11 protein-coding genes are annotated in these 18,863 nt (G+C 37.1%); 6 read left to right on the forward strand and 5 right to left on the reverse strand.

The window, feature by feature from the left end:
• Positions 1–20: 20 nt before the first annotated feature.
• The 3 genes from ACODSI_RS11290 (at position 21) to ACODSI_RS11300 (ending at position 7,813) form a co-directional block, all read left to right on the forward strand.
• Positions 21–6,275, forward strand: coding sequence for a P-loop domain-containing protein (locus tag ACODSI_RS11290; RefSeq protein WP_488916959.1), 6,255 nt, complete (start codon positions 21–23; stop codon positions 6,273–6,275).
• A complete protein-coding gene (locus tag ACODSI_RS11295; RefSeq protein ID WP_488916960.1) occupies positions 6,232–6,939 on the forward strand; it encodes a hypothetical protein in 708 nt (235 codons plus the stop codon). Before ACODSI_RS11290 ends, ACODSI_RS11295 begins: the two co-directional genes overlap by 44 nt.
• A gap of 103 nt (positions 6,940–7,042) precedes the next feature.
• A complete protein-coding gene (locus ACODSI_RS11300; RefSeq protein ID WP_488916961.1) occupies positions 7,043–7,813 on the forward strand; it encodes a J domain-containing protein in 771 nt (256 codons plus the stop codon).
• An 85-nt stretch (positions 7,814–7,898) separates the two neighbouring features.
• Here the strand turns inward: ACODSI_RS11300 and ACODSI_RS11305 are convergent, their stop codons facing one another.
• The 4 genes from ACODSI_RS11305 to ACODSI_RS11320 all read right to left on the reverse strand — a co-directional run bounded on the left by ACODSI_RS11305 (position 7,899) and on the right by ACODSI_RS11320 (position 10,833).
• On the reverse strand, positions 7,899–8,777 hold the full coding sequence (locus ACODSI_RS11305; RefSeq protein ID WP_488916962.1) for a hypothetical protein: 879 nt from the start codon (positions 8,775–8,777) through the stop codon (positions 7,899–7,901).
• Between the two features lies 1 nt (position 8,778).
• Positions 8,779–9,264 (reverse strand): hypothetical protein, encoded by a 486-nt coding sequence (locus ACODSI_RS11310; protein ID WP_488916963.1) that lies wholly within the window; start codon positions 9,262–9,264, stop codon positions 8,779–8,781.
• Between the two features lie 92 nt (positions 9,265–9,356).
• Positions 9,357–10,211 carry a restriction endonuclease gene (locus ACODSI_RS11315; RefSeq protein ID WP_488916964.1) on the reverse strand — a complete coding sequence of 285 codons (855 nt, stop codon included), beginning with the start codon at positions 10,209–10,211 and terminating at the stop codon, positions 9,357–9,359.
• A gap of 346 nt (positions 10,212–10,557) precedes the next feature.
• Positions 10,558–10,833, reverse strand: a complete 276-nt coding sequence (locus tag ACODSI_RS11320) for a helix-turn-helix domain-containing protein (RefSeq protein ID WP_488916965.1) — start codon at positions 10,831–10,833, stop codon at positions 10,558–10,560.
• 596 nt (positions 10,834–11,429) lie between these two features.
• Here ACODSI_RS11320 and ACODSI_RS11325 point away from each other — a divergent pair.
• From ACODSI_RS11325 to ACODSI_RS11335, 3 genes are read left to right on the forward strand one after another with little or no spacing between them, the layout of a single operon-like run.
• Positions 11,430–14,480, forward strand: coding sequence for a SusC/RagA family TonB-linked outer membrane protein (locus ACODSI_RS11325; protein WP_488916966.1), 3,051 nt, complete (start codon positions 11,430–11,432; stop codon positions 14,478–14,480).
• A 10-nt stretch (positions 14,481–14,490) separates the two neighbouring features.
• Positions 14,491–15,891, forward strand: a complete 1,401-nt coding sequence (locus ACODSI_RS11330) for a RagB/SusD family nutrient uptake outer membrane protein (protein WP_488916967.1) — start codon at positions 14,491–14,493, stop codon at positions 15,889–15,891.
• Position 15,892: 1 nt separating this feature from the next.
• Entirely contained in the window at positions 15,893–18,496 is a 2,604-nt protein-coding gene (locus ACODSI_RS11335) for an alpha/beta hydrolase family protein (RefSeq protein ID WP_488916968.1), read from the forward strand.
• A 65-nt stretch (positions 18,497–18,561) separates the two neighbouring features.
• Here the strand turns inward: ACODSI_RS11335 and ACODSI_RS11340 are convergent, their stop codons facing one another.
• Positions 18,562–18,825 carry a DUF6520 family protein gene (locus ACODSI_RS11340; protein ID WP_488916969.1) on the reverse strand — a complete coding sequence of 88 codons (264 nt, stop codon included), beginning with the start codon at positions 18,823–18,825 and terminating at the stop codon, positions 18,562–18,564.
• Between the last annotated feature and the right edge of the window lie 38 nt (positions 18,826–18,863).

Here is an 18,863-nt window from a genome sequence, read left to right on the forward strand (position 1 = left end):
TTGAATCAAAATAAAAAAAGATGTCAAATGATTTGGTAGGGTATTCTCGGGCAGGTGATGTATTTCACTATAGATGGGCTGCAAGAAGATCTCTTCAATTAATTTATCCCAACACCTTACTGGATTCAATTACCATAGAAGGTTCACCAGAGGTCGAGAAAGCTGGGGAGTATGTCATAGATGTTACGGAAACATATTTGCCTAGTAATGAAAAACAAATAATAAAATACTTTCAACTCAAGCACACAACAGTACAAGGAGATAAGCCTTTTATTTTAAGTGATTTAAAAATCACACTTGAGGGTTTTGCAAAAAGATACGATCAACATTGTGTCAAAGATGAGCTTTTATTAAAAGAAGTTTCATTTACAATAATAACCAATCGTAAAATTGACATTAATTTTAAAAAGAAAATTAAACTACTCAGTGATGGAAAGGAAGTTGATAACTCATTTAGATTAACTATTGAGAAATACACTGGCTTTTCAGGGCAAAAATTATACGATTTTTGTGCCACTCTTTTACTTGAAGATGGAGAAGGAAATTATAATACTCAGAGGGAAGAATTACGAGTAGAACTATCTCAATTACTCGCTGGTACTTTTGACGATTCATCAATAGATACAATCACAACGCTGATTCAAGAAAAAGTTCTTCCTGATTCTAATGGATTAATTGTCAAAAACGATGTTTTACGGAGATTTGGTTTTTCATCTGAAAGAGATATGTATCCGGCCGAAGCTATCTGGGAAGATGTTGATAAAACAATCACGCGATCACAACACACTACCCTTATAGAAAATATACTTTTAGCAACTTGTCCAATAATTATACATGCTGAAGGTGGAGTTGGCAAATCTGTTTTTACGAGACAGGTGTTGAAGTCATTGCCTGAAGGATCGATAGGAATAGCATACGATTGTTTTGGGGCTGGAAATTATCGAAATCGCAGTACAACAAGGCATATGCATCGAACTGCATTAGTACAAATTGCAAATGAACTTTCAGCCAAGGGACTTTGTCCGCCAATGCTGGCCCAAAGTACTTCATTAGACATAGAAATAATGAGTACCTTTTTGGACCGAATCACAATTGCCGCTTCTGCACTATTAAAATCTAGTAGTAATGCTCAGTTGGTATTGTTAATAGACGCTGCAGATAACGCTGAGATGGCTGCTCAAGAATTTAATGAATCCTGTTTTGCTCATCAACTTATCAGAGAGCAATTGCCCGCAGGCTGTAGAATAGTCTTTTTGTGCCGCACTGAAAGAATGCAACTTCTGCAACCATTAAATTCAAATGAAAAGTTTGAATTACTTGGATTTAATGAAGTTGAGTCTTACGAAAATTTAAAAAACTATTTCCCTAAGGCTTCGAAAAACGATGGTGTTGAATTTCATCGATTGACTAATGGTAATCCAAGGGTACAAGCTAATGCTCTTAACTATAAGACAGAATCGGTAGCTGAGTTGTTGAAAAATTTGGGCCCGGCTGGAACAACCATAGAAGATCAAATTGAACTTCAACTTTCGCGTGCAGTAGAAAGAATAGAAGATTTATATCCTAATGAATTTAAAGAGCAAGTAAAATCTATATGTACCGGTTTAGCCAGTCTTTCACCGCATATTCCTATTGAAGTTCTTGCAAAAGCTGCTAATGTAGAAAATGCCAATGTAAAGAGCTTTGTTTCAGATATTGGTAGGCCATTGTGGATTTCAGACTCTACTGTACAATTTAGAGATGAACCTACTGAAACCTGGTTTCGTAAAAAATTCTGCGGAAGCGTTAGTGACTTTAGAGATTATATTTCTTCACTAGAACCACTAGCTTATAATTCAGCATATGTTTCGCAGGTATTGCCGCAATTATATTTGCAAGCTGAACAATATGACAAGCTCATAACCACGGCCTTATCTGACGATTTTTTACCGACAGAGAATCCTATAGATGCTAGAAATATTAGAATTTACCGACTTCAATTTGCTTTTAAAGCAGCATTAAAATTACAGAGTTTTAAAGATGCTGTAAAACTAGCGATTAGAGCCGGGGAAGAAATGGCCGGAGAACAACGCCAATTATCTCTCCTACAGCAAAACCTAGATTTATTCGTATTGTTGCAAAGTGAAGATAAAGTAAGGGAAATAGCTTTTAAGAGAACACTATCTGGAAGTTGGATGGGATCAGAGAATGTTTACAGTTCTTCATTGTTGTCTTCTATCGAAGGTAATAAAGGTGAAGCAAGAGGATATTTGAGAGCTGCATTGTACTGGCTTAATGTATACTTCGATGAATCAAGAAAGAAAAAGAAGCGATCTCATAATGATGTTAAGCTAGAGGATGGTGATGTTTTGGAGCTGTGTTATGCACAATTAAATATTAATGGTTTAGAAGGTTTAGTTGAGTTTATTTTAAAATTGAAACCTGCATCGGCAGTTTATAACGTTATTAAATCTCTGACAGCAAAGCTTATTGATATTGGTGATTTTGCAAAAATTGAGAAACTATCTGAGTCAGTTTCTGAATATCCTTATTACGTAATTGCAATTACGGATGAATTGGCAAAGGTAGGACATGCTCCTTCATTAAATTTTTTAGAAAACTGCCTTAAATCGTTATGTTTAAGCAAAACTCGAATAAAAGTTGGACCACGAAGTTACGGTGATACCTTGCATCTTGCAATACTATCATTTTTAGAAGCTTGCGTACTCAGAAATTTAGATTCCAAGAGAATTCTAAAGGCTTTGAATTACTATTTTCCGGAAAGAGCAAATCAAATGGTTCATAGTTCCCACTTTAGCACCGATAGAGAACTATTTTTAAGGGCTTTGGCAATCCGGATGTATATAAATAAAAATGAGGATGTAATAATGGACCGCATTATTCCTTCCAATCTGATAAACCCTGAGCAAAAAAGGAGACCAGATGACGATTTAAAAGAGTTTAAATATTTGGTAAACGGTTTATTGCCCTGGTACTTACTTAGATTAAAAGTAATAACAAATCAGACTCTAAATTTACCTGATTCAGCACGTGAGACGAGTAAAAATTCCCATCAAGCTCTCCAGGGAAGATACCGCAGTAGTGATTCAATTCCTTCGGAACTAAATTCTATTTATATTTCGATTCTTAAATGGTCAGGTAATCTTCCCCAAATTGAAGTTGACCAGTATTTTAGAGAATGGATTGGAAACAAGGATAGTTTTTATGCTTATCATCATTTAGAATTATTAAGAGCAGTGTACCGTCTAAATCATTTGACAAATTATCGAAAGGAGTGCGAACAGAGCGCTTTTAATTTAATCAAGTCTATTACAGACGACGGACCAGATGAGATTGCAGGGAGATATATTGCAATAGCACGAGCTGTACTTGTAGATTCAATTGATGACGCCAGTATTTACTTTGAATATGCAATTGATATTGTATCAAAATTCGGTGATGAACTCTATCAAAGATGGGAAGCTACAACTGCTTTGGCAAAAGAAGCTGCAAAAAGTGGTACTAACAATGCGAACCTTGCTTTCAGATACATCAGAATCGCTGAATTAGTTGGAGATAATTTAAGGGAAAAGCACTGGGATCGCGGAGAGGCGTTACAGATTTGCACAAGGATGTCAAATTTTGCAGGTATATCATCTTTGAGTAAATGGCGTGAGAGGCATGTAGGAAGGTTTGAATGGCTTGAAGCTGCTTTACTATTAGAACTTATCGACGAAAAGAAAATTTCAATTGAAATTGCTGTAGCGATGACCTCATTTTTGAACATTGGACAAATTTGCGAATTCCTTTTAAAATGTTTACACCGAAAAATTTCCAAAGAAGATAAATTAAAGTTGATTGACGCATTGATGCCCATCATAAAAAATGAAGGCATAAGCGAGAGTTATTGGAAATCAATTAAGACTGCTTGCAATATTTCAAAAATAGCCAATAAAGAATTAGATGAAGTTGTAAGTTTCTTTGCAGCAACTAAAGTAGAAGCACGGCTAGCGGAAGAAACACCACCTGCTGTTGAAAGCAGCACTGGATTTAATTGGAATGAAATTTTTTTAGATTTAGATCTGAATGCAAAAGATGGAATGACTTTAGCAAGGGCTAATTTTAAGAAAAGGAACAAGGAAGTAAAGTTATATATGCCACATCGAGAGTTTTGGAAAGAAATGATTTTAAAAATCAATGAAAATTCTGCTTTCCAATTTCTTGATACAGTTCTTCAAGTTGAGGATTTAAATTTATATGATATTGAAGAGATTTTCCAAGTTATTCCGGAAGCGTGGAAAAAGAAGGTTAGTTTTAAAAGGAATTTTGCTAAACTGATTCGGAAATTGGGTCAGAAGTTTGCCTACGAATTAGTTGTTCCATACTATAAGAACTCGCTAGAAACCAAATTAGACCTTGACAAAGAGCAACTTTTAATACTTCAAGAGGGGATTTTCGAAATATTGTCATCGGGCAATGAATTTGCAAATTCCGAAATGTTATTCGGATTTGCAGTAACAACCTGTCCATATCTAGCAATTAATGAAGCTACTGAGCTTCTAGAGTTTGCGATTTCAAGATTTGAATTGCATATTGATGAGGAGTTTGCTGACGGATCCTATGATGATATGAATGTTGATAACGATGACCTAAACAATGTATTAGCCGGATTTATTTATTCGTCGCTTGGTTCCCCTGAATCAGAAATCAGATGGAAAGCTGCACACTGCGTGAAAAAATTGGTAGAAGGTAAATGTATAGGTATTATAGATGAACTTTTTTGGTGGCTGAAGCACGACTCGATCGATTCGTTTGGAATGAAGAGTTATCCCTTTTATAATTTGCATGCAAAGTTATATTTATTTATAGCGTTTAGTAGGGCTGCCATCAATAATCCTGGAACTTTTATAAAAGAAAAAGATCTTGTCATTCATTATGCCCTGAATGAAAAACATATACTTATTCAGAAATTCGCCGGTGATGTGGCAACTGCAATGCAAAATGAAAATTCTCAACTTTTTACTGAGGATCAAACAAAAGCTTTGCAACAAATTTTAAAATCAAAGTATCCGGTAAAAAAGGTTGATTACAATTTTCAAACAAATAGTTATCGCCATGCTAAGGGAAAAGTAAACCGAGAGATTGACTATCATTTTGGATATGATTTTGACAGCTACTGGTTTCAGCCTTTAGGAGACGTATTTGGAGTTCCAAACAAACAAGTAGAAGACCTTGCTGCAAATGTAATAAGCAGTTGGGGAGTAGTTGAACGAGGAGGGTACAACCAAGACCCAAGAGTAAATTTGTGGAATTCCTCAAATGATCGTAGTACATGGTACAGCAAGTCAGAGTATCCAACTACAGATAGGTATGATTTTTACTTATCCTACCACTCGATGATGGTTGTTGCTGCAGATTTACTTGAAAACATGCCTATCCTAGAAAGAGGAGACTATGAAGATGATGAATGGAATGATTGGTTGTCGAGGCATTTGCTAACAAGGTCTGACGGATTGTGGCTTTCTGATTTTAGAGATCCGGTTCCTTTGAATAGACCTTCCTGGCTTGACCGTGACTATAGTGGGAAAGCTCAGCTGGAAATTCAAGAAGATGAATTCCTTAATTCGCTAATTGAGCAAGTTGATGGAGAACAATGGATAAATATCAAAGGCTCTTGGAATGAAAACGACTCCTCTGTAACAGGAACCTACTACGTTACATCAGCTTTAGTTTCGACCAGTACGTCAGAATCCCTGCTGAATGCTTTAAGCACTTGTGATGATTTTCATGATTTTAAACTTCCAAATTATAAAGAAAGACGGATGGAGATTAAAACCGGAAAATTTGAGCTTAAAGGTTGGATAAATGAAAGAGATACCTCTAAAGGAATAGATGAATTTGACCCCTATGCGGCCGAAATTTATTACCCTCCATATACAATAGGGAAAAAAATTAGAAAGGCATTGGGTTTAAAAGTTTCTGATGATGGAAAAAAATGGCACTTAAAGTCAAGTTCAACTCCAGCACTTATTAGTACTCTTTACGCAAATTACAACAATTCCCGGGATGATGAACCTGCACAAAAAGGAATAAAGATGATGGGCTCATTGACATTTTTAAAATTACTTTGCGCCCAGTTACAATGCGAACTTATTATTGAAGTGCAGATTGGTCGCAATACTTACCATCGTTATCGGATGGATGACGAAAAATACAGAGAATCAAAAAGTAAAATTTTTATATTATCATCGGATGGAAAAATCAGAGAGTCAGGAAAAAGTTATCAACTTGGGTAAGTTATTAGTGAAAGAGCTTAACCTTGATAAAAGTGTTGATACCCTTGGTAGATGGTTGGCACACTATTTAGCTTTGAAAATGTCTGAAGCTGAAAACGCATTAGGTAAAGAAAAAGCTATTCTTGAAAAAGAATGCTTTGATACAATTTTGCAGATTTGGAATCACAGATGGAAGATTAATGCTAACTCAAACCCAATTAAAAATTTCGAACCCATGTTTGAATTTTTGAGCAAGTTTAACCCTAATAGAAACGCCCCTTTTTATTATAATGATTTGCGTGACAGTAGAAAAACAGTTACAAACGAAAAAAGTAAAGTTGTTTCCTGGTTGCAGGTAGCCAGTCATTTTGATAAGTATGCCAGAATTTGTGTAGACTATGCGCTAGCTAACGCTACTGCAGATTTAACAAATGAAGAACAACTGTATTGGTTTCAAAATTCACCCAATTTAACCGGTGATATCGATATGGCTATTATTAAAATTCTTCTTGATCAAGGTGAGCTTCTTGATTTAAATGAAGACACAGCTGCTAAAGAAAATTACGTAAAAAGAATGGATATTGAAAAATTAAAGTTTAATATAAATTATCTCGAAAATCATCAAAAAATGCATCGAAAACTATTGAAAGATTTGAAATTCAAATTGGCAGCTATACAAGATTAGTTGTCATAAACTATATAAGCTTATAAACTGCTAAAATGGCAGTAAAAAATGCACTAAAATAAATGGAACGATTTTAGCATAATTTTAAGAAAACCAATATATTATGCAAACCGAACCAACCAAAATTACCTCGTCAGATTTATTGAAATTTACCCTTAGTAACAAATATTGTGTCTTAAAGGCGGGGTTGGAAATGTCTTCAATATTTAATAGTGCTTTATATGGACAATTAAAGCAATTCTATAAAATTGAGTTGAGTACTGCAACCATTAATACTCAAAAATTAGATTATAGCGATTCCTTTATCAAATCGTTGGTTGGAGACCAGATGGAGCAAATAGGATTGGAGAAAGGCGAACAAATGCTACCTGGGTATTATCTTTTCAAAAATTCGAAATTAGTTGGTTATCATCCTGGCACGTTTGACATTTCAAAATTAGATCCGGGGATTGTAAAAGCATCTTTATGGCTTAGCCTAGCGTTTGGAGTGATATCAGGAATTTCACAAAAAAGTTTTGCTTCGGGATTATTGACTTTTTCTCAGACAATGGAAGTGCCAACAGGTATGAATATTTTTAATTTTTTTAAAGAGATCATAGAATCTAAAAGTGAGATTGACATACGAAGAAGACAAAAAATTATTTTTCACACGGAATTAGATAAAGCATACGCAACTCTAAAGGTTACAAAATTTTCAACCGACGAAGAAGTCAAAAGCTCTTGGAAAAATTTGCTAAAGCAATACCACCCTGATAAAAGTACAGAAGATAAAGATTCAAGACATAGAATTACTGTAAGCATAAATGAGGCGTACGAACTAATTGTTAATCACAGAAAGACAACTAAGAATAAGTTTAATTTTTCAACTGTTTAATGCTTCTATCCTTTTCTTTTACTTTTTTTCTTCCGTGACTTAATGTCATAGCTTTTCTTTAAAATTTAAAATTGTAGCTCACTTACTAAGGAATTTTCATTAGCCTTTCATATATTTCAAAGGAATTATTACCAAGTATTAAGCTTTCGAAATATTTTACCTTATCGTCAAAAGTTTTATGGTAACCATTTTCAAATCCTATCATATATTGATCAATAAATTTTAATCTAGAAAATTCATCTTCATTTTGTTCTTCTGCTTTATCTATTTCGAAGAAATCAGAGTCGCTTATAAGAACAATTTCATATTTACTTAGAAATATATTTTTTGAATTAATATTAATGTCCTTCCCGAAAACCCAATTTGCAGTAATATAATTATTTGTTAGCCAGCCACCAAACTTAGGGGAGAAAGGATAATCCCATTTTATAGTTTCTGAATTGTAAAGATGATGATATTTGCTGCCAAGATTAAATGCATGCATTATTGCCCGAACACCATCCTTCTGCTCAAATCGTAAAACGAAATCACTAACTTCAATTCCACCCTTAATAAATTGAGCCAGGTCTCTGACATCTGCTTTAACATTAGACGTTACTATTTTACAGCCCGCATGCTTTGCATAATAACGGAATAAATCAAGCTTTTTAGTTTGCCAAGATTCTCCGTAAATCTTCTCAAAATTTAAAATTGGCAATTCTACTATACTAGTATTGTTTTTAAAGCAATAGTCAATAAATTGATCATAGGCATCATCATGTGGTCGAGTCAAAACGTTGTTACAATTGACACAAATTACTTTTGGAAATTTTAAGCTTTTATCTTTATAGGAACTTAGTTTTGTAACAGTTCCACTAATATAAAATGCATCTATTTTTTTTCCGTGATACTTCTTTATATCGGAAGCTTTAAATTTATGTTCTTCAGAGTCGGCAATATTACCGCAAATCCAGCAATCGTCCATTTTATAATGATTCAGTTTTCAATTTTATACTTTTTATTAATTCTATTTCCTTTTGAGAAAAATTTTCCCATCTATTTTCCGTTTTATTCCAGCTGTAGCACTTTTGCTTAATTGGCATAAAATAAAGCATTTCTAAATTAAGGCAAACTTTGTCATATGTTTTACCTAAATCAGTATTGTTGCTAATGAACAGCTTATTGCCATTTTCTTTGTTTTCAAATCGAATAAATTTACTAAAATATCTATTGCAAATTTCCTTCTTTTCTACCATTACAACATGATGCTGAATATCAGGACATTTTTGTATTAAGGGAAATTTATCTAATGAATTTTCGAAAATGCAGTCAACCACTTCTTTAATATTTAAAAACGGCTCGCCAATTATTTCATATGCACCAAAAATGTAAGGAACGGTTAAACCAGTAGTAATTGTTCCATTCGATTTTAATAACTTAATAAGCTTGTACCAAAGTGGATTTGTTGTCATGTTTTTATAAATTTGCTTATTAATCGAATCAAAACAGCTTTTGCAGAAACTCAGTAAAAGTAGCTTTCCATCCTTTGCTCTCCCGTGTTGGTTTATGTCTTATCCTCGATAATTAAACCATTCTGAGAGAAAGTAAACGTTCGTTCATCAAAAATAGATTTCATTAGCAGCCATACTTTGTCGACCAGCCTAAATTCTAAATTTTTGCTTTCATCTCTTTCAGTCAATTTACCGGTAATAATAACTTCGTCAAATTCAATACTTTCACTTATGCCTCGTCTGAAAAGTTGGCTTTGCGGTAGTTGGTAGGATTTGCTAATTTCAACTTCCATTTTGTTTTGATCTGATATATGTAATCGAAAATTTTTAACGTAGTTGTAGAAAGGAATTCGATTTTTATCTTTTAATTCTACATAATAATTAAAAAGATCAAATTCATCCTCTACATCCAGGAATCTATTATTACCTAAGTCAATTTGTAAAAGCTTCGGACCAGTAACCTTGATGTTCATATTAATTTGCAAAATTCCAAATTCAATTTCCTTTGGCGTTGTATTCTGGTCATTCTCGCTCCATTCCCTTAATGTTACTAAGCCAATGTTTTTAAATTTTGCATAATCCTCACCATCTTTAGTAAATCCACTCCGCGTAACAATAATTCCTTTACTGATAGCAGCATCTTCCATGATAGCAGCTAATTTCATTACAACATCCTTATTTACTTTCTGTTTCCAATATTTACATTCAATGGCCGTGTCATAGCTATTGTTTTCGTCATAATGGTTCGTTAATACATCAATTTGGTGACTAACTCCGGACTTACCGACTACCTTACACGTTTGGCCATACCCTTTAATTGTAACTCCGGACTGATGTCCGAGCGTTTCGTAAATGTACTTTGTGATTGATTCGTAAATTTTCCAATCTAATTCATGAGATTCTGACATAGTTTTCTTGAAATGACTATTTCAAAGATAACTAACATTTTATATTTAATAAATTAAAAAGATGTCGCGAAAAATCTTTCATTTTCTCCTGTTCTTCCAACTATCGTTTTTGAAGTGATTTCTCTTATGCTCATAGACTTTGTTGCGTATGTAAGCACCAATAATTATTACCGTTATTGCCATTACAATTTCATACCATTTCATTGTTTGAGTTTTAGATGAACTCAAAATATAAAGTGTTACGATAAGAGAGTATGCAATTCGGGAGTATTTAATAATTCAATTTGGGAATAAAAAAAAGATGCCCGGAGACATCTAAATTTTCGTGGTATTTATAGAAATGTAATTACTTTTTATCGCTAATTTTTAACTTTTTGTCTACTTCCTCAACTCTTTTAAAAAATGATGATATTGAAATTTTATAATATTCGCAAAGTAAAAATATTGTGCTAGGCGATACATCACCAGAACCTGTCTCAATCCTGGCTAAATTTATGGTAACATTTTTTGAATCAAAAATATCAGTAATGACAGCATCTTGTGTCAGTGAAGTTTCTGCACGAAGTTCTTGTAAAACCTTCCTTATCGCCGTTAAAAGTTGGATGTTTTTTATCTGCTTCATTTGATTTCAAATTGACACAGAAAAAAAGTTTATCGCAACGACATATATGTCGGTAATGTTTTTTATATTTGTCAGCATAATGCTATAAATAGTATTAAATTTGCGATTCTTCATTTTAAAATATTTGAAGCATTCGCTTTGAATCCCGACCTAAAAACTGGTAATTTTTGTACACGGGATGATAAGTCAGATGCTCACGTCCTTTGGCGTGGGCTCACTTATTCGTGTACGGGTATACCAGTACCTTAGGTCGATATAAGCTGAGTTCCGCGCCTTTTTTAATGGCCTAAACTTTGGCTCCACGATTCATTATAAATTATTGCTAGACCGATTATCCCTGCGGGGATTCGGTATAGTTTTTTTTAGTTGGGTTAGTTAAGTTACTATACCCCGCGCAGGTTTTTAAAACATTTACGAATCATTAAACCCTACAGCCTATGGTATAACTCACTAAACTAAACTTCAAACTAAGACAGATTGCCACGGATTCCATCCTCGCAATGACACAAAAAAAAGGCCCTCTGCATCTTCTTGGCGGTTGAACAGAGGACCGGTAGACAAACAAAACTAATGTTTCATTTAACCCAACCAATATTATGAATAAAAATCGTATTGGCAAAGGGAGGTGGCTTTTTGCTGCCGGACTTTGTCTTTATTTTCAAATGGCTTTTTCTTTTAGAGACAAGAAGCAAGAGGCAAGAGAAAAGACTGAACACAATGAGACCCTTCGACAGGCTCAGGGTGACAAACAGCAAATTACAGGAACTGTGACCGATAGTAACGGAGTACTGCCGGGAGTAACCATTACCGTAAAGGGAACTTCTACAGCAACTATATCTGACAATACCGGAAAGTATTCGATTACCGCAAAAACTGATGAAGTTCTTGTCTTTAGTTATGTCGGTTATAAGGAAGTGACTGTCTCCATTGATAGCCGTTCTGTTATCAATGTAACCATGCAGGAGGATTCGACTACGCTGAAAGAAGTTACTATTAATGCGGGTTATTATACTGTAAAAGACAAGGAACGCACGGGAAGTATTGCTAAAATAACATCTAAAGACATTGAAAAACAACCTGTGTCTAATGTGCTTTCTGCTATGCAAGGACGAATGGCCGGTGTGGATATAGTGCAAACTACCGGAGTACCGGGCGGCGGATTTGATATTAGAATTAGAGGGCTTAATAGTATGCGTAGCGGTGGCAATGCGCCGTTGTATGTTATAGACGGTGTGCCGTTTGCCTCGGATGCCATTGGAGATTCGCAAACCTCATCGACTTTACCTACTGCTACGAGTCCGCTCAACGCTATCAACCCCAGTGATATTGAAAGCATTGAGATTTTGAAAGATGCCGATGCTACGGCTATTTATGGCTCTCGTGGTGCTAATGGTGTGGTGCTGATAACCACTAAAAAAGGCAAGGCAGGGAAAACTCAATTTACTGCCAGTGCTGGTACCGGAACCGGGCAAATTACCAAAAAGCTAGACTTACTGAATACTGCACAATACCTTGCGATACGCCAACAGGCTTTTGCTAATGATGGTATTACTACTTATCCCTATAATGCTTATGATGTTAATGGTACTTGGGATGCTAACCGCTACACCGACTGGCAAAAGGAATTGACAGGCGGAACAGCCGTAATTAAGACCCTGCAAGCCAGTGTTTCGGGAGGTTCGTCACAAACCCATTTTTTGGTTAGTGGGAACACGTATACCCAAAGCACGGTATTTCCGGGAGACTTTGACTATAAAAAAGGAGCAGTGCATGTGAGTTTGGACCATGAGAGTGATGATAAACGATTTAAAGTAGTGTTCTCGGGTGGTTATGATGTGCAGGATAATGATCAACCTGCAGCCGACCTTACGCGGATTTCGAGAAACCTTGCTCCGAATGCTCCTGCGCTGTATGATGCCGATGGCAACCTAAATTGGGAAAACAGCACTTGGGAAAATCCATTAGCGGCTTTGAACTCAGAATCTTTAGCGAAAACGAATAGTTTGGTGGCTAACAGTACGTTTTCGTATCAGTTGCCTTATGGTTTTATGGCGAAGACCAGTTTGGGTTTTACCGACTTGAGGCATCATGAAAGCCGTACCGATCCTTCGACCATTTATGACCCTGTATATGAAGCCGGAGCGGAATATTCGTCTATCTTTTTGACGACCTCAAGCCGACAATCGTGGATTGTAGAACCGCAATTGCAATGGCAACGCACTGTTGGTAAAGGCAAAGTGACTGCCTTGGTTGGTGGGACTTTTCAAAATCAAGAAAGTAACAGTATGCTGCAATATGGGTCGGGGTTTACCAGTAATAGTTTGCTGTATAACTTGGCTTCAGCCAGTTTTAGTAAAACTTTTTATGATGATGTGACGGAATACCGCTATCAGGCATTTTTTGGAAGGGTAAACTTTTCGTGGCAGGACAAATATATTCTGAACCTGACCGGTCGCCGTGATGGTTCGAGCCGATTTGGTCCGGGTAAGCAGTTTGCGAATTTTGGAGCTGTGGGTGCTGCCTGGTTGTTCTCGGAAGAGAAAGGAGTTAAAGAAAAGTTGGCCTTTTTAAGTTTTGGAAAACTGAGAGCCAGTTATGGGATTACGGGTAATGATCAAATTGGCGATTATCAGTTTTTAAATACCTATCAATCGAGCGGTACGGTGTATGACGGTACGGTGGGATTGAGCCCGATACGGTTGTATAACCCTGATTTTAGTTGGGAGACCAATAGAAAGTTGGAAGCGGCCTTGGAGCTTGGTTTTTTGAAAGACAGAATTTTTACTACGGTGAGTTGGTATCGAAATCGTTCTTCGAACCAGTTAATTGGTATGCCGTTAGCTGCAACTACCGGGTTTACTTCGATGCAATCGAACTTGGCTGCAACAGTTGAGAATACCGGATTGGAGCTGACCTTGCGCACGGTGAATTTGCAAAAGGATTCTTTTGGTTGGACTACGAATTTTAACCTTACCGTGCCTAAAAACAAGTTGATTGCTTTTCCCGGACTTGCCAGCAGCACCTACAGTAATCAATATGTGATAGGGGAGTCTATCAACATTAAAAAACTGTATCACTTTACCGGTGTGAATCCGCAAACGGGTGTTTATGAGTTTGAAGATGTGAATGGTGACGGTCAGTTGACCATTGCCGACGCCCAAACGGTTAAAGATTTTAGCCCGACTTATTATGGTGGCTTGCAAAACCAGGTGCGTTATAAAAACTTTCAATTGGACTTTTTGTTTCAGTTTGTGAAGCAATTGAACTGGAATGCGGCTACACAGTATTCGGCTCCCGGTGCTTTTGGAAATCAACCAGCCTCTGTTGTGGGCGGTTGGCAGCAAGCGGGTGATATCGCTACGCATCAAATTTACACCACAGGGTTGAATAGTGATGCGGTAAATGCTTATGGACGTTATGCCACTAGTGATGCTGCTGTGAGTGATGCTTCGTACTTCCGATTGAAAAATGTAGCCCTATCGTATGTAGTACCTAGCTATGTGAAGGGATTGCAATGTAAGTTGACTTTGCAAGGACAGAACCTACTATTGATTACACCGTATAAAGACGGTGATCCTGAATTTAGAAGCTTTAATTATTTGCCTCCTTTGCGCATCATCAGTTTAGGAGCCGAGTTTAAATTTTAAAAAAAGAGACATGAAAAATAAACTAAAAACGATATCAATATTTTGGCCGGTGGCAATTTGGGGACTGTTACTCTGCCTGGCTACCGGTTGCGATAACTTTGTGGATGTTGACCAGCCGAATTCACAGCTGACGGGTGTCGCGGTGTTTGAAAACAACACTACGGCCACAGCTGCCATGAAAGACGTTTATGCTAAAATGCGTGACAATGGGTTGCTAACGGGCAAGTCGGTAGGGCTTTCCAACTTACTGGGGCAATACATCGATGAGTTGGTGTGTTATCAAACAGGAATAACTACAGCTGAACCTTTTTATACTAACAGTTTGACGGCTACCAATGGCTATGTACAACAATTGTGGAACAGCACCTATAATCAGATTTATTCGGCAAATGCCGTGATTGAAGGTGTTACTGCTTCGACAGGAATGACTACTACACAAAAAAATCAACTGATAGGCGAAGCCCTTTTTGTTAGAGCGTTGTTGCATTCGTATTTGGCAGGCGTTTATGGTGGTTGTCCCTATATTACTTCGACGGACTATCAGCAGAACAGTACTGTGCATCGATTGACGACTATGGCAGTTTATAATTTATGTATTGCTGATTTGGAGGAAGCGGCTACGTTGTTGCCAGAGAGCTATATTAGTTATGAAAGAATAAGACCCAACCAATATGCTGCCAGAGCGTTGCTTGCCCGATTGTATTTGTATACCGGGCAATTGGTGCAAGCCAGTAATGAAGCTTCGGCTGTGTTGAACCAAACGGCAATGTATGTTTGGGAACCGGATTTAGACAAAGTATTTTTAAAAGAATGCACGAGTACTATTTGGCAGTTTTCGGCCGGTGGTGGCTATGCTAATGCTCAGGAAGGTGCTTTGTTTGTATTTAATGCTGGTCCACCGCCTACGGTGGCATTGAATCCACTATTGTATACTGCGTTTGCCCCAAATGACCAACGCAAGAACCACTGGATTAGAAGTATTACCGATGGCACGACTACTTGGTATCAGCCCTATAAATACCAACAGGATAATAGTTCGACTACTACTACCTCTTATTCGATTATGCTGCGATTGGCGGAGCAGTATTTGATTAGAGCGGAAGCCCGAGCGCGGCAAGGGGATTTGATAGGCGCTAAAGAAGACTTGGACTTTGTACGCAACAATGCGGGTTTAAGTCCTACCACAGCAGTTACCGCCACTGATTTAGTTACAGCAGTTATGGAAGAGCGGCGGTTTGAGTTTTTTACGGAGTTGGGTATGCGCTTTTTTGATTTGCAACGAAGCGGAAACTTGGATGCAACCTTAACCCCTGTGAAACCCGGATGGAATACCACAGATGGTCTTTGGCCGGTACCACAATCGGAATTATTGATTAACCCTAATCTTGCGCCGCAGAATGCCGGTTATTAGTATGAGAAATCCATTTATTATTTTTTTTGTGTTTGTTTCCTGCTCTGTCATGGGGCAGGTTACGAACAAAAAGCCGCTTACGGAAGAAGACTATCATCTGTGGAGCACTATGGAAATGCAAGCGGTATCGGCTAAAGGGAATTGGGTGAGTTATCATTTGGCGTATGAGAGTGGTATGGACACCCTTTTTGTGCGGAATAAGGAAGCGAGTAGAACCTATTCTTTTGCCAAAGGATATGATGGTAGGTTTGCCAAGGATGGATCTTTTGCTTGTATGCTACCCGACAATGTGCTTTCGGTTTTGAATTTGAAAACAGGAATTGTTGAGCAACTTAATGGAATTGTGCACTTTGCTTTTTCGAGTGATGGCACTACTTTGGTTACTTTGACCGATAAGCATCAACTTACTATAGCACGCCTTGATAGTAGAGGAACAGAAACGATAGAGGCTGTTACTGAATTTTATGTTAATCCGACAGGTACCGGTATGGTTTATACTATAGCTAAAGAAAAAGCTTCGTTGCATTATTGTCCTTTTGATGGTAATAGAGAACATTTTCAGAAATTGGAATCTGATAGTGAGGCTACTTATGAAAATGTTGTTTGGCAACGCAAAGGAGGGGCATTTGCTTTTGTAAAAAGTTATAAAGACACGCTTAACATTCGTAATGGTAAAAATTTGTATTTGTATCGATTCAAAGAAAATAAGCTTTATGATTTTGATGCTAATACCATTCCTTCCATAGCGAAACGCAGTACAATTGAAGCACCACTGTGGACTCGATTTACTATTTCGGATGATGTAAAGCGGGTGTTCTTTTACGTTACAGAGGAATCTGCCACGATTACGGAAAAACCGATAGTACAGGTTTGGAATGGGAATGATACTTGGCCTTATCCGCAGATGCAACGAACAGGTCGGTTTGACAAGGCCTCGAAATGTGCGGTTTGGTGGCCTGACAGTGGGAGGTTTTTACGGATAACAAGCACAGAGTTGCCGAAGCTCTTGTTGACTGGTGACCAGTACTTTGCGGTTACTTTTAATCCGATGGGGGATAGACCGCAGTTTACACAAGATTTTACAGCCGATTTTTATATTACAAATTTATCAAGTGGAGAAAAAACTAAATTCTTGGCGGATCAAATGTGTGATATTGCGGAAATAACCCCATCGTATGCAGGTAAATACGTAGCTTATTTTAAAAATAAGCAATGGTGGATTTATGATATAGCTAGTAAAAAGCATTTAAATGTCAGTATTGGAATTAGTGTATCCTTAGCTGATGAAGCAAAGGATAATTCGGGGGTAAAACCCGCTTGTGGTATTGTAGGATGGACGAAAGATGATAAAGAGATTTTACTTTATGATCAATATGACTTGTGGTGCGTTAGTTTGGCCGACTTGAAAGCCAAGCGACTTACGAAAGGAAGAGAACGAGGTATTTCTTTTCGATTGGTTTATCCATTGGGAGAAGTGAAACTGACGATGAACTTTGATGGCTTTACTTTTCGGGAATTGGATTTAAACCATACCCTTTACCTACAAGCTTTTGGAAAGGATACTAAACAATCTGGGTTTTATGTTTGGCATGGGGCTGAAAAGCCAATTGTATTTAAAGATAAAAGCATTACCCAATTAGGTTATACCACTACAAGTGATACCTACTATTATGCGGAACAGGATTTTGATGTGCCACCGGCTATTATGGCTATTGGGAGATTGAAAAATGCACCTAAAATTGTGGTGCAAAGTAATCCTCATCATTTTACTTATCATTGGGGTAACTCACAACTTATTAGTTACACTAATTCTAAAAATCAGCACTTGCAAGGAGCATTGTACTATCCAGCAAACTACAATCCGTTACTAAAATACCCAATGGTAGTGTATATTTATGAGCGGTTGAGTCGGGAGGTTCATCGATATGTTAACCCGACACTGCACAACAACATTGGTATTAATACCAGTAATTTGAATGCGCAAGGCTATTTGGTGCTGCACCCTGATATATCGTATACTATGGATGACGTTGGCGTTTCGGCAACGGATTGTGTGGTCAGCGCTACTAAAGCAGTAATGGCTATCGGAATAGTACAACCTGGCAAAATAGCTTTAACCGGTCATTCGTTTGGAGGCTATGAAGCTAATTTTATAGCTACGCAAACGGACATTTTCACTACCATTGTTTCGGGTGCAGGCTCTTCTGATTTGGTGAACACTTATCTTTCGATTGGTTGGAATACCGGTAAAGTAGAAACTTGGCGATTTGAAGATCACCAGTATCGAATGCAGCAACCGATGTATGCTAATATGGAAGGTTTCTTAAGGAATTCACCTGTTATGCAGGCTCCGAAGATTACTGCTCCTATGCTCATTTGGACAGGTGAACAGGACCGGCAAGTGGATTATCACCAAAGTATAGAATTTTACAATGCCCTTCGACGGCTAGGAAAGAAATCCATTATGTTAGTTTACCCCAATAATGGACATATATTGACTGAAAGTGATAGTAGAGAAGACTTTACCCATCGATTTGAACAATGGCTTGCTACTTATTTAAAAGATGCTTCAGCGCCGGAATGGATTGCAAAAGGCATGCAATAACTTATCTTTAATAAAATCAAAAGCAGTTCCTAGCGATTAGGAACTGCTTTTTTGTGTTTAATGGTTTAGTTAAGTCTCCACAACTGAACCGCACAATGAGTGGCATCGGTCATACCGAAGATTTGTGCTCCGCCCGTTTGGGTTTCGGTACACAAAACTCCTGTGTTCACGTTGTCACAATTGTTTTTAAACACACAAGTAGGACCTTGTTTGATGTAGCCCGGCACTGAGCTTACTGCTTTAGCATTTTTAGATGCTGTAGTAGTGAAGGCACTGGCTACTGCTGCTGTAAAAAGGATTACAGACAACAACATTTTTCCATTTTTCATGATGTAAAAAATTAAATTATTGATTTGATCTACTTTTT

The organism is Flavobacterium sp. FG139 (assembly GCF_057809695.1).